Raw genomic sequence first — 12,283 nt, forward strand, 5'->3', positions numbered from 1 at the left:
CGGTTAGCGCATCGCGGTGCCGCGGGCGAGGGGAATTGCCGGCCTTGTGCCTCACTCGCGCCCCCGCGCATAGCGCCGGGCGTAGCGGGGGCCGAGCTGGGTGAGCACCTCGTAGCCGATCGTGCCCGCCGCCTCGGCGATGTCGTCCACCCCCTGGTGGCGGCCGAGCATGGTGAGAAACTTCGGGTCCGCGTTCAGGTGGCTGACCTCGACGCCGATCAGGTCCATCGACACCCGGCCGAGGATCGGGCAGGGGGTGTCTTCGTGAAACAGCACCCCGTGATTGGACAGGTGCCGCGACAGACCGTCGGCATAGCCGCCCGACACCGTCGCCACGCGGGTTGGCCGCTCGGCCACGAAGGTGTTGCCGTAGCCGATGCTTTCGCCGGCCGCGATCTCGCGCACCTGGATCACCGGCAACTCCAACTCCACCACCGCGCGCGCCTCCTCGAACGGCAAGCCGCCATAGAGCCCGACACCGGGCCGGGTGAGATCGAAGTGGTATTCCGGGCCGAGCTGGATGCCGCCGGTCGCCGCCAGCGAGCGCGGCACGTCGCAGCCTTCGGTGACCTCGATGAAGGCGTCGAGTTGGCGGCGGTTCATCTCGTGGTCGGGCTCGTCGGCGCAGGCGAGGTGGCTCATCAGGAGCCGCGGGCCAAGGCTCAGAACCAGATCGCGCACCGCCACCCACTCCGCGGGTTCCATCCCGAGCCGGTTCATGCCGGTATCGAGCTGAACCCCGAACGGATGGCCCGGCAGCGCCTCGAAATGCCGGGTCATCTGCTCGATCGAATTGAGCATCGGCACCAGCCCGAGATCGTGGATCATGTCGGTATCGCCCGGCATGTGGCCGGAAAAGACGCCGATCTCCGGCCCCGGTCCGAGCGCCTCGCGCAGCGCCCAGCCCTCTTCCGCCACCGCCACGAAGAAGCGCCGCGCCCCGGCGGCGGCCAGCGCGCGCGCCACCTTGCCCGCGCCCAGCCCGTAGCCATCGGCCTTCACCACCGCGGCGGTCTGAACCTCGGGGGCAGACATCGCGTCGAGCGCACGCCAGTTGGCGGCGATCGCGTCGAGATCAATCGTCAAACGTCCAGTGCTCATGGGGCCCGGTTTCCGGCAGGTGCGCGCGCAGGTCAAGGGGGAAACCGGGGCGGCGCAGGATCATGACCGAAATACCCAGTCGGTTGCGCCGGTGTGCAAACCGGCTGCCCGCCTCAGCCCGCGACCTCGGTTTCGATCCGGCTTGCGCGGTGCAGCGTGAGGTGGACCGGGCAGCGGTCGGCGATCTCGAGCAGCCGGCTGCGCTGGTCGTCGTCAAGATCGCCTTCGAGGGTGATCCGCCGGGTGAAGATATCCACCTTGAGCGGTCGGCCGCGGTCGTCCTTCGCGCCGTCTTCGTCCGGTTCCTTGCGGTGGGTGACATCGACGCTGATGCCGCTCACCGGCCATTTCTTTACCCGCGCATACATCCGCATCGTCATCGAGGTGCAGGTGCCGAGCGCGGCCTTGAGCAGCGCGTAGGGGTTCGGCCCCTTGTTGGCACCGCCCACGTCTTCCGGCTCGTCGCCGATGAAGCCGTGCCACGGCCCGTTCGCGACCGATTGGGTGAAGCCCTCCGGGTCAATCTCGCGCACCCGCACGGTGCCCTCGGGGGCGGGCTTTGCCGGTGCGGGCATCGCGCTTGTCGCCGGGGCGGCGAGATCGAGCCCGAGGTAGCGCCCGGACCAGGCGGCGATCACCGTGGCGGCGTACTCGGCATCTTCTGCCCGGCTGATCATGTGGTCGGCGTCGCCCAGCGTGATGAAGCTCTTGGGGTGGCGCGCCGCCTTGAAGATCTCGGCGGCATTGTCGATCCCCACCACCATGTCGCGCGGGGCGTGCATCACCAGCAGCGCGGCCCCCAGATCGTGGATTGCGGCATTGAGATCCTGGCTCTGAATGTCGTCGAGGAAGTCCTTGGAGATGTTGAACTTGCGCCCGCCAAGATCAACCTCCGCGACGCCGTTTTCCTCGATCTCCTCGAGCCGGCAGGCGAAATTGCGGGCCACATGGTCGGGGGCGGCGGGGCTGCCCAGCGTCACCACCGCCCTGACCCCGTCGAGCCGGGCCGCGGCCTTGAGCACCGCGGTGCCGCCGAGCGAATGCCCGATCATCAGGCTTGGTGCCAGGTCACGCTCGGCCAGCGCCGCCGCCGCCGCTTCGAGATCGGAGATGTTCGAGGCGAACGTGGTTTCGCCGAACGCGCCCTCGCTGTCACCGAGCCCGGTGAAATCGAAACGCAGCACGGCGATGCCGGCCTCGGCCAGCCGCGCGGCGATCCGCCGGGCAGGCAGGATGTTCTTGGTGCAGGTGAAGCAATGGGCAAAGATCGCCGTGGCGCGCACCGCGCCTTCGGGCAGATCGAGCCGCCCGGCCAGCGTGCCGCCATCGTGGCCGGGAAACGTGAAGGGCTCGGTTTTCATGTCGGGTCAATCCTTTGGGGTCGAGTGCAAGGTGGGCGGCATCGCGGACGGAAACAAGACCTGTCGACCGCGCCCGCGGCAAGGCGGGTGATTGTCGCAACGGGGCTTGCGGCGCTCAGGAACCGGGGTCATCTTCGCCCGATGACCACGCGCTCGCAAATCCAGGTTCCCCTCGGGGCACCGCTGCACCAACACCTCCCGCTCAGGCCATGGGCCGAGGAAAAGACCCGCCGCCTGCCGGGGCTGAACCCGGTGGCACCCGGCGACTGGCTGCGCGTCGACGAGGTGTTTGCCGCGCAGATGCGCCTGCGTGACGCGCTGATCGCCAACCGGCGCGCGGCGGTGCTGGCGCTTGACGAGGCCGCGCGCCCGGCGGCGGAGGAGCTGCTGGGCGCGGTGCTCGCGGAGGTCGCGGCCAAGCCCGGCTACGTGATCGGGGCACAGAGCGTGGTCCGGCCCGATGGCGTGGAGGTGCCGCTTGACCGCACCGATCCGCTCGCCACCGCCGGGCGGTTGGTGCAGGAAGATCTCGTGCTCCTCGAAAAGCCGGACGCGGGCGACGAGCACCTGCTCACCGGCGCGGTGCTCTGTTTTCCGGCAAGCTGGACCTTGGAGCAGAAATTCCTGCGCCCGCTCACCACGATCCACGTGCCGGTGCCGGATTACGACGGCAATATCGCGCGCCGGGTGCAACGGTTGTTCGACGGGTTGCAGCCGGATCGGCCGATCTGGCGGGCGAATTATCTCGTCTACGGCGACCCGGCCCTGCACCAGCCGCGCCGCGAGGGCGAGGCGCGCAAGCTCGCGCCGGAGGGGCCGCGGTTTCTGCGGATGGAGCGGCAGGTGCTCAAGCGGCTGGAGCGCAGCCGCGCGGTGGTGTTTTCGATCCACAGCTATGTTCTGGAGATGGATGCGCTCGCGCCGGAGGATCGCGCGGCGCTCGCCGGGCTTTCGGCGGTCGGCTGAGGCCCCGGCCCGGTCGGCCGGGGCAATCAGCTCAGGTAAGACAGCAATGTCTGCCCGACGCCGCTTTGCGAAATGCCCATCACCGAGCCGGTGATCGCGGTGGTGCGGGCGGAGAAGCCGAGGCTTTCGCGCCCGAGCACCGCCAGGGTGAGCAGCGCTGCGCCCACCGGCAGGGCGAAGACCAGCATCGCCGCGTTGAGCGAGTTGACCGCCGCGCGGTGCACGATCGGCTGCGCCTCCGGGTCGGGGTCCCACAGCGTGTTTTCTTCGGTCGCGGGCTTGGCCCCTGGTTCCACGTAAGGGGTGATATCAATCACCTCGGCGTTTTCGCGCTGCGGTTCAGGCTCGCCGTTCCAGGCCTTTCGGGCCATCTCCCACATCAACTCTTCGGTCTGCGAATCGTGCGGCGCGGCAAGGTTGCGCGCGCGCGGCGTGGCGATGTCGTCGACCAGCTTGTCGTGGGCATCGGCGTCGAAGGCACCGGGGTATTCGCGCACGATCAGCCGCTCGGGCGCGCCATGCGCGGTGATCCGGTCCGCCAGCCCCTGGCATATCGCCGCGCGGTCCTCGAAATTCGGTCCGGCGGGCGCGCCTTCGGGGCCGGGTCCGACCGAGACCACGATACATTCGGCAAAGCGCGGGGCCGCGCCGGACTCGTCGCAGGTTTCGGCCAGCCTGGTCGAGGCCAGGCAGATCCGCATCGTCGCGAGGTCGTAGACGACGAAATCGTCATACGCCGCCTCGATATCGAGCTGTCCCTCGGGATTGGCCCAGAGCGCCCGCCCCAGTTCATGCGAGAGGGCCGGGAAGTCTATTTTACTGTCTTCTGCGTAACACAACGCGGCAATCGTACTGTTGGCGATCCCGTTCATTTCCGGTCCTCCTGCCATCAGGTCAACCGCAGGTAATCCCAAGAATTCGTCTACAATTTGAAATTTTCAGGGTTATTGATCCACCCGGGTCCAACGTTGGACACCATTTGGGCGCAAATCACGCCCCCAAGGGCGGGATTGTTTCCGTCGCACCGAAAACGAGGTGCCGGGCAGAAGAAAGGGGCACCCCTCGGGCGCCCCTTCCGGTCGGTCTGTCGCCGCGATCAGCAGCTGTAATACATCAGGTATTCCACCGGGTGCGGGGTGTGCTCGTAGGCATAGACCTCTTCCCACTTCAGATCGAGATAGCCCTGGATCTGGTCCTTGGTGAACACGTCGCCCGCAAGCAGGAAATCGTGGTCGTTTTCCAGCGCCGTGAGGGCCTCGCGCAGCGAGCCGCAGACGGTCTCGATGTCATGCAGCTCTTCCGGCGGCAGATCGTAGAGGTTCTTGTCCTGCGCCGGGCCCGGGTCGATCTTGTTCCTGATCCCGTCGAGGCCAGCCATCAGCAGCGCCGCGAAGGCGAGGTAGGGGTTGGCGGCGGGATCGGGGAAGCGGGCCTCGACGCGCTTGGCCTTCGGGCTCTCGGTCCACGGGATACGCACGCAGCCCGAGCGGTTGCGGGCCGAGTAGGCGCGCAGCACCGGGGCCTCGAAACCGGGCACGAGGCGCTTGTAGGAGTTGGTCGCCGGGTTGGTGAAGGCGTTGAGCGTTTTCGCGTGCTTGAGGATGCCGCCGATGAACCACAGGGCTTCCTGGCTCAGATCGGCATACTTGTCGCCGGCGAAGAGCGGCTTGCCGTCTTTCCAGATCGACATGTTGACGTGCATCCCCGAGCCGTTGTCGCCCTTCATCGGCTTGGGCATGAAGGTGGCCGTCTTGCCGTAGGCGGCGGCGACGTTGTGGATGACGTACTTGTATTTCTGAAGCTCGTCGGCCTGGGTGGTGAGGCTGTCGAAGATCAGGCCAAGCTCGTGCTGGGCGCTCGCCACCTCGTGGTGGTGCTTGTCGACCTTCATGCCGATCTGCTTCATCGTCGAGAGCATTTCGGAGCGGATGTCCTGGGCGTCGTCGATCGGGTTGACCGGGAAGTAGCCGCCCTTGTGCTGGGCGCGGTGGCCCATGTTGCCCATCTCGTATTCGGTATCGGTGTTCCAGGCGGCATCGACCGCGTCGAGCTGGAACGACACCTTGTGCGGCGTCACCGAGTAGCGCACGTCGTCGAACAGGAAGAACTCGGCTTCCGGCCCGAAATAGGCGGCATCGCCGATCCCGGTCGACTTGAGATAGGCCTCGGCCTTCTGCGCGGTGCCGCGCGGATCGCGCTCGTAGGGTTCGCCGGTGTCGGGCTCGACGATCGAGCAATGCAGGCACAGCGTCTTCTCGGCATAGAACGGGTCGATATAGGCCGAGGCCGGATCGGGCATCAGTTTCATGTCGGAAGCCTCGATCGACTTCCAGCCGGCAATCGAGGAGCCGTCGAACATGAAGCCCTCTTCGAGGAAATCCTCGTCGACGAGATCGGCGACCACGGTCACGTGCTGAAGCTTGCCCTTCGGGTCGGTGAAGCGGATATCGACGTAGGCGACGTCTTCTTCCGACATCAGCTTGAGAACGTCAGCGTTGTTCATTTGACATTTTCCCTTGGTTTCAGTGTTTGGGGTTTGGCGCTCACGGGGCCGGTCAGACGGCGTCGAGGCCGGTTTCTCCAGTGCGGATTCGGATCGCCTGTTCCACCGGGGTGACGAAGATCTTGCCGTCGCCGATCTTGTCGGTCTTGGCGGCGGCGATGATCGCCTCGATCGCGGCATCGACCTGGTCGGCCGGCAGCACCACCTCGATTTTCACTTTCGGCAGGAAGTCGACCACGTATTCGGCACCGCGGTACAGCTCGGTATGGCCCTTCTGCCGACCGAAGCCCTTGACTTCGATGACCGACAGCCCCTGCACACCAATCTCCTGCAACGCGTCTTTCACCTCGTCGAGCTTGAACGGCTTGATGATGGCTTCAATCTTTTTCATGGTCTTTCCCCCGTGGGTTCAGGTTCGCCGCCCAGTGACCACTTTCACAGGGCGGCCTCAATTGGATAGGGTCGTGGTAGACTGGTGCGGCGCAGGATTCCAGCGAAGTTGCATAAATTTTGTGCAAAGAGCCGCCAAACCGGGCGGAAAATGAAGAATAGGAGGGCCAAGCATGGCCATTCTGCTGACATCTGCCCAAATGCGCGCCATCGAGGGCGCGGCGATCGCCTCCGGTGCGGTCAGCGGGCTCGAGTTGATGGAGCGCGCCGGCGCGGGCGTGCTGGAGGCGCTTGTCGCGCACTGGCCGGACTGCGCGACGCGGCCCGGGCTGGCGGTGGTGCTTTGCGGCCCCGGTAACAATGGCGGCGATGGCTTTGTCATCGCCCGGCTGCTCGCAAAGGCGGGCTGGGAGGTGCGCCTCGGTCTGCTCGGAAGGCCCGACCGGCTGCCGCCCGACGCCCGCACCAATCACGACCTGTGGGCCGCTCTCGGTGCGGTGCAGAGCCTCGACGACGCGCTCGCCGCCCTCGGCAAGGCCGATCTGGCGGTGGATGCGCTGTTCGGCACCGGGCTTGCCCGCCCGCTCGAAGGCACGGCGGCGCGGGCGGCCAATGCGTTGGCGGAAATGGCCTGGGGCGGCGGCCGGGTGCTGGCGGTCGATGCGCCATCGGGTTTGTGCATGGATTCGGGCCGCCCGCTGGTGCCGCCCGAGGGCGATGGCGTGGCGGCCGCCACCCTGACGGTGAGCTTCCACGCGCTGAAAGCCGGGCATGTGCTCGCCGAAGGGCCCGAAAGGTGTGGCCGGGCCGTTGTCGCCGATATCGGCCTCACCGCGTCGCAGCATCGCGCCGCGCTCGGGGTGGACGGGGTGCAGACGCTTGCCGCCATTGTGGAACCGCCCGATGCCGGGCGGCTCGACAAGGCGGCACACCCGGGCGCGCACAAATACGGACACGGCCACGCACTGGTGCTCGCGGGGGGTGCGGGCAAGGGCGGCGCGGCGCGGCTCGCCGCGCGCGCAGCACTCCGGGTGGGCGCGGGGCTGGTGACACTCGGGGTGCCGTGGGAAGCGATGGCCGAGAACGCCGCCCAGCTCACCGCGATCATGCTGGCCGGGGTCGACGATGCCGCCGCACTCGAACACCTGCTCGACGACGACCGGCTGAACGCGCTTGCGCTTGGGCCGGGACTGGGACGCGGGCGTGCGCGCCTGCTGGTGCCGGTCGCGCTCGCCGCGCAGCGCCCCGTCGTGCTCGATGCCGATGCGCTCACCGCCTTCGCCGATGATCCCGCCGCATTGTTCGCCATATTGCATGGCAAGGCGGTGCTCACGCCCCACGCCGGAGAATTCGCCCGGCTGTTTCCCGACATCGCTGCGGGGCTGCATGGTCCGGCGCGGCACGGCCCGGCCCCGTCGCGGCTCGATGCGGCCCGCGCGGCCGCGGCGATCTCGAACGCGGTGGTGCTGCTCAAGGGGCCCGACACGGTGATCGCCACGCCCGAAGGGCGCGTGGCGGTGAATGTCGCGGCCTATGATCGCGCCGCGCCATGGCTGGCAACGGCGGGGGCAGGCGACGTGCTGACCGGGCTGATCGCCGGGCTGATGGCGCGCGGCTTCTCCGCCTTCGCCGCCGCCAAGGCCGGTGCCTGGCTGCATACCGAGGCGGCGCGCGCCTTCGGGCCGGGGTTGATTGCCGAGGACTTGCCGGAGGTTCTGCCCGCGGTGTTGCGTGGCCTCATCGCGTCCGGCATCGCGCCGGAGCCGGGCGCGGCAGGCGTGGTTTGGCCCCCATAACGACTTGACTTCCACCGCTTTCCCGAGGATAAGCCGGGCTTCCGGACCGGGAGGGCCCCGTCCGGAGGTTGAAACCACGCCCCCGAGGGGCGCGCAGTTCGAGGCGGCGAAAGCCATGACGCCGGCAGGGCCGGGGCCGAAGGACGCGGAAGAAATGAAGGAATGCCAGATGTTTGCGGTCCTCAAGACCGGTGGCAAGCAATACAAGGTCCAGGCCGGCGACGTGCTGCGCGTGGAAAAGCTTGCGGCCAATGCCGGCGACAAGGTTCAGTTCAACGAGATTCTCATGGTCGGCGCGACGGTGGGCTCCCCCCTCGTGGAGGGCGCGGGCGTCCAGGCCGAGGTGATCGACCAGATCAAGGGCGAAAAGCTCATCCATTTCGTCAAGCGCCGCCGTAAGCACGGCTCCAAGCGCACCAAGGGCCACCGCCAGCAGCTTACGCTTCTGCGGGTGACCGACGTGCTCGAGAAGGGCGCCGACAAATCGGGTGTGATGGCTGCCGTGGGCGCCGGTTCGGTGTCGGGCTTCGCCTACGCCGCTGCCGCCGCAAAACCGGCGAAGAAGGCCGCACCGAAGGCCGAGAAGAAGGCCGCGCCGAAAGCCGAGAAGGCTGCGCCGAAAGCCGAGAAGAAGGCCGAGAAGAAGGCTGCGGCCAAGGCCGATGCGCCCGCCGCCGGTGCCGACGATCTCAAGCAGCTTTCGGGTGTTGGCCCGGCGCTGGAGAAGAAACTGCTCGAGGCCGGCGTGACCTCGTTCGCGCAGATCGCTGCGTGGACCGAGGCCGACATCGCGGAATTCGACGAGAAACTGAGCTTCAAGGGCCGGATCGAGCGTGAAGGCTGGGTCGAACAGGCCAAGAAGCTGGCGAAGTAAGGAGAGAGCGAGATGGCACACAAGAAAGCAGGCGGCAGCTCCCGCAACGGGCGCGACTCTGCCGGTCGCCGCCTCGGCGTCAAGAAGTTCGGCGGCCAGGCCGTGATCCCGGGCAACATCATCATCCGTCAGCGCGGCACCAAGATGTGGCCGGGCGAGGGTGTCGGCATGGGCAAGGATCACACCATCTTCGCGACCGTCGAGGGCAAGGTGTCGTTCAGCAAGGGCCTCAAGGGCCGCACCTTCATTTCGGTGATGCCGGTACCGGAGGCCGCCGAGTAAGCCGAACCCGAAGCAGCAAGCACATTCAGGGGGGATCGGCGAAGAACCGGTCCCCCTTTTTCGTATTCAGCACGGGCAAGGGGATCAACGTTGCGAGAGGAGGCGGCCTGCGGGCCGGCGCAACGCCCATATACCCGCAAAGGCATGTCATGGGAGGGAAGGCGGATGATGCAGGAAACCATTTCGGATCAATCGGTGATCGAGGCCGAGCGCTTCAAGCTGCGGCCACCGCGTCGCGGCGATATCGGGTTGCTCACGCTCTATGCCGGCGACCGGCGCGTGGCCGAGGGCGCGCGCTCGATCCCGCACCCGATGCCGCCGGGCGCGGTCGAGGGCTATGTCGCCCGTGCCCATGCCCCGGACCGGGTCGAGGATGTCTGGGTGATGGACGGCGGCGAGAAGGGCCACGAGGTGCTCGGCGTGATCAGCCTCACCCGGATGGACCGGGGACAGGCGCAACTGGGTTACTGGGTGGCACCGGCATTCTGGAACACCGGCATCGCCTCGGAAGCGGTGCGCGCGCTGGTCGAGGCCAATCCGCTTGGCAACGAGACCCTGTTTGCCGAAGTGTTCCAGGACAACCCGGCGTCGGCGCGCGTGCTCACCAATGCAAAGTTCGATTACATCGGCGACGCCGAGGCACATTCGCTGGCGCGTGGCACCAACGTGCCGACATGGACCTACCTGCGCAAGATGGGCTGACCGCCGCCGCCGGGGCCGGTTTGCGCGGCGCAAACCGCCACGGAATGCGCGGCGCATTCCGTGGCGAAATCCGCCGCGGATTTCGCGCGCCCCTTGAGGCCCGTGCGGTTTCCCACTATCGCAAGAGCCAGTTGAAAAGGCGGCACCCATGAAGTTCCTCGATTTCGCCAAGGTCTACATCCGCTCGGGCTCGGGCGGGAATGGCTGCATCTCGTTTCGGCGCGAGAAGTTCATCGAATACGGCGGGCCCGATGGCGGCGACGGCGGGCGTGGCGGCGACGTGGTGGTGGAAGCTGTCGACGGGCTGAACACGCTGATCGATTTCCGCTACCAGCAGCATTTCTTCGCCGAGAACGGCCGCCCGGGGCAGGGCAGCCAGCGCACCGGGCGCTCGGGCGACGATATCGTGCTGCGGGTGCCGGTGGGCACCGAGGTGCTCGACGAGGACGAGGAAACCGTGATCGCCGATCTCACCGAGGTCGGGCAGCGCATCGTGCTGGCCAAGGGTGGCAACGGCGGTTTCGGCAACCTGCATTTCAAGACCGCCACCAACCAGGCCCCGCGCCGCGCCAACCCCGGCCTTGCCGGTATCGAGCGCACGATCTGGCTGCGGCTCAAGCTGATCGCCGACGTCGGTCTTCTGGGCCTGCCGAACGCGGGCAAATCGACCTTTCTCGCCGCCACCTCGAACGCCCGGCCGAAGATCGCGGATTACCCGTTCACCACGCTGGTGCCCAACCTCGGCGTCGTCGGGGTGGATGGCGTCGAGTTCGTGGTTGCCGATATTCCCGGGCTGATCGAGGGCGCACACGAGGGCCGGGGGCTGGGCGACCAGTTTCTTGGCCATGTCGAGCGCTGCGCGGTGCTCCTGCACCTCGTCGACGGCACCGCCGAGGACGTGGTGGCGGATTACACGACGATCATTCACGAACTCGAAGCCTATGGCGGTGCGCTGGCCGACAAGCCCCGGGTGACGGTACTCAACAAGGCCGATGCCCTGCTCGACGAGGAAATCGAGGAGAAGCGCGCGGCGCTTTCACAAGCCTGCGGCGGCACGGTCATGGTGATGTCGGGGGTCTCGCGCGCCGGGGTGACGGAGGTTCTGCGCAGCCTGCGGGCGCGGATCGACGCGGGCCGGCTGCGGAGCAAGCAGGCCGAGGGCGAAGAGGACGCGTCGTGGCAGCCCTGACCCAGGCGCACAGGATCGTCGTCAAGATCGGCTCGGCCCTGCTCGTCGATGCCGCCACCGGGACCTTGCGCGCGGACTGGCTCGCCGGGCTGGCCGAAGACGTGGCGACGCTGAAGGCGGGCGGCGCGGACGTGGTGCTGGTCTCCTCGGGGTCGATCGCGCTCGGGCGCGGGGTGCTCGGCCTGCCCCGGGGCGGGTTGCCGCTCGAACAGAGCCAGGCCGCGGCAGCGGTGGGCCAGATCCGGCTCGCGCGCGCCTACGAGGAGGCGCTGGCGCCGCTCGGGATCACCGCGGCCCAGGTGCTGGTGACGCTGGAAGACAGCGCCGACCGCCGGCGCTATCTCAACACCAGGGCGACGATGGAAACCCTGCTCGGCTTCGGGATCGTGCCGATCGTCAACGAGAACGACACCGTGGCGACCGACGAGATCCGCTTTGGCGACAACGACCGGCTGGCGGCGCAGGTCGCGGTGACGATCGGTGCCGACCTCGCGGTGCTGCTCTCCGATGTCGATGGGTTCTATTCCGCCAACCCGCAGACAGACCCGACCGCGCGGCGCTACGAGGTGGTGGACGAGATCACCCCCGAGCTCGAGGCCCGGGCCGGCGACGGGGTGAGCGGAATCTCCAAGGGCGGGATGAAAACCAAGGTGATGGCGGCGAAAACCACCACCGCGGCAGGCTGCGCACTGATCATCGCCGAGGGCGCGCGGAGCCGCCCGCTGCAGGCGCTGGACGCCGGCGCGCCGCATACCCTGTTCAAGGCCCGGCTGACGCCGGCCTCGGCCCGCAAGCACTGGATCGCGTCGATGAAGCCGCGCGGCGCGGTGCAGATCGACGCCGGTGCCGCGCGGGCCCTGGCGCGCGGCACCTCGCTTCTGCCGGCGGGCGTGGTCGAGGTCGACGGGGCCTTCGGGCGCGGCGACCCGGTCGATATCCTCGGCCCCGACGGCAGCCGCCTGGGCGCGGGTCTCGTGCGGTATACAGCCGGGGAGGCGCGGGCGCTGATCGGCAAACGGTCGGACCAGATCGAGGCGGTGCTGGGCTACCCGGGAAGGGCGGCGCTCGTGCACCGCGACGACATGGCGCTCTGAGAGCCGGCGGGATGAAGCGGAGCGC

The 12,283-nt window shown here is 68.0% G+C and carries 12 protein-coding genes; 7 read left to right on the forward strand and 5 right to left on the reverse strand.

Translation table 11 applies throughout. The features are described from left to right. Positions 1-51 precede the first annotated feature (51 nt). Together alr and B9Y97_RS15265 are read right to left on the reverse strand one after the other, a co-directional pair. Positions 52-1,101 (reverse strand): alanine racemase, encoded by a 1,050-nt coding sequence (gene alr, locus B9Y97_RS15260; protein ID WP_085527551.1) that lies wholly within the window; start codon positions 1,099-1,101, stop codon positions 52-54. A gap of 113 nt (positions 1,102-1,214) precedes the next feature. Next, positions 1,215-2,462, reverse strand: coding sequence for a bifunctional alpha/beta hydrolase/OsmC family protein (locus tag B9Y97_RS15265; RefSeq protein WP_085527552.1), 1,248 nt, complete (start codon positions 2,460-2,462; stop codon positions 1,215-1,217). A 141-nt stretch (positions 2,463-2,603) separates the two neighbouring features. On the opposite strand from B9Y97_RS15265, the gene B9Y97_RS15270 reads away from it, so the two are divergent. Next, positions 2,604-3,428 carry a heme-dependent oxidative N-demethylase family protein gene (locus B9Y97_RS15270; protein ID WP_085527553.1) on the forward strand — a complete coding sequence of 275 codons (825 nt, stop codon included), beginning with the start codon at positions 2,604-2,606 and terminating at the stop codon, positions 3,426-3,428. Between the two features lie 26 nt (positions 3,429-3,454). On the opposite strand, the gene B9Y97_RS15275 is transcribed toward B9Y97_RS15270, so the two are convergent. The 3 genes from B9Y97_RS15275 to B9Y97_RS15285 form a co-directional block, all read right to left on the reverse strand. Then, positions 3,455-4,300 carry a hypothetical protein gene (locus B9Y97_RS15275; RefSeq protein WP_085527554.1) on the reverse strand — a complete coding sequence of 282 codons (846 nt, stop codon included), beginning with the start codon at positions 4,298-4,300 and terminating at the stop codon, positions 3,455-3,457. A 224-nt stretch (positions 4,301-4,524) separates the two neighbouring features. Next, positions 4,525-5,931 carry a type I glutamate--ammonia ligase gene (gene glnA, locus B9Y97_RS15280; protein WP_085527555.1) on the reverse strand — a complete coding sequence of 469 codons (1,407 nt, stop codon included), beginning with the start codon at positions 5,929-5,931 and terminating at the stop codon, positions 4,525-4,527. Positions 5,932-5,983: 52 nt separating this feature from the next. After that, complete coding sequence (locus B9Y97_RS15285; RefSeq protein ID WP_085527556.1) at positions 5,984-6,322, reverse strand: P-II family nitrogen regulator; 339 nt, start codon at positions 6,320-6,322, stop codon at positions 5,984-5,986. A 172-nt stretch (positions 6,323-6,494) separates the two neighbouring features. On the opposite strand from B9Y97_RS15285, the gene B9Y97_RS15290 reads away from it, so the two are divergent. The 6 genes from B9Y97_RS15290 (at position 6,495) to proB (ending at position 12,258) form a co-directional block, all read left to right on the forward strand. Further along, the gene (locus B9Y97_RS15290) at positions 6,495-8,117 is read left to right on the forward strand and encodes an NAD(P)H-hydrate dehydratase (RefSeq protein WP_085527557.1); all 1,623 of its coding nucleotides are present in this window, start codon (positions 6,495-6,497) and stop codon (positions 8,115-8,117) included. Positions 8,118-8,286: 169 nt separating this feature from the next. Next, positions 8,287-8,991, forward strand: a complete 705-nt coding sequence (locus B9Y97_RS15295) for a 50S ribosomal protein L21 (RefSeq protein WP_085528297.1) — start codon at positions 8,287-8,289, stop codon at positions 8,989-8,991. Positions 8,992-9,003: 12 nt separating this feature from the next. Continuing rightward, positions 9,004-9,273 (forward strand): 50S ribosomal protein L27, encoded by a 270-nt coding sequence (gene rpmA, locus B9Y97_RS15300; protein WP_085527558.1) that lies wholly within the window; start codon positions 9,004-9,006, stop codon positions 9,271-9,273. Positions 9,274-9,438: 165 nt separating this feature from the next. After that, positions 9,439-9,975, forward strand: coding sequence for a GNAT family N-acetyltransferase (locus B9Y97_RS15305; RefSeq protein WP_085527559.1), 537 nt, complete (start codon positions 9,439-9,441; stop codon positions 9,973-9,975). Positions 9,976-10,123: 148 nt separating this feature from the next. Further along, positions 10,124-11,164 carry a GTPase ObgE gene (obgE, locus tag B9Y97_RS15310; RefSeq protein WP_085527560.1) on the forward strand — a complete coding sequence of 347 codons (1,041 nt, stop codon included), beginning with the start codon at positions 10,124-10,126 and terminating at the stop codon, positions 11,162-11,164. Beyond that, entirely contained in the window at positions 11,152-12,258 is a 1,107-nt protein-coding gene (proB, locus tag B9Y97_RS15315; protein WP_085527561.1) for a glutamate 5-kinase, read from the forward strand. Before obgE ends, proB begins: the two co-directional genes overlap by 13 nt. The last annotated feature ends 25 nt before the right edge of the window (positions 12,259-12,283 follow it).

The sequence above is a fragment of the Maritimibacter sp. HL-12 genome (genome assembly GCF_900177545.1).
In the GTDB taxonomy this organism is placed as follows: domain Bacteria; phylum Pseudomonadota; class Alphaproteobacteria; order Rhodobacterales; family Rhodobacteraceae; genus Sinisalibacter.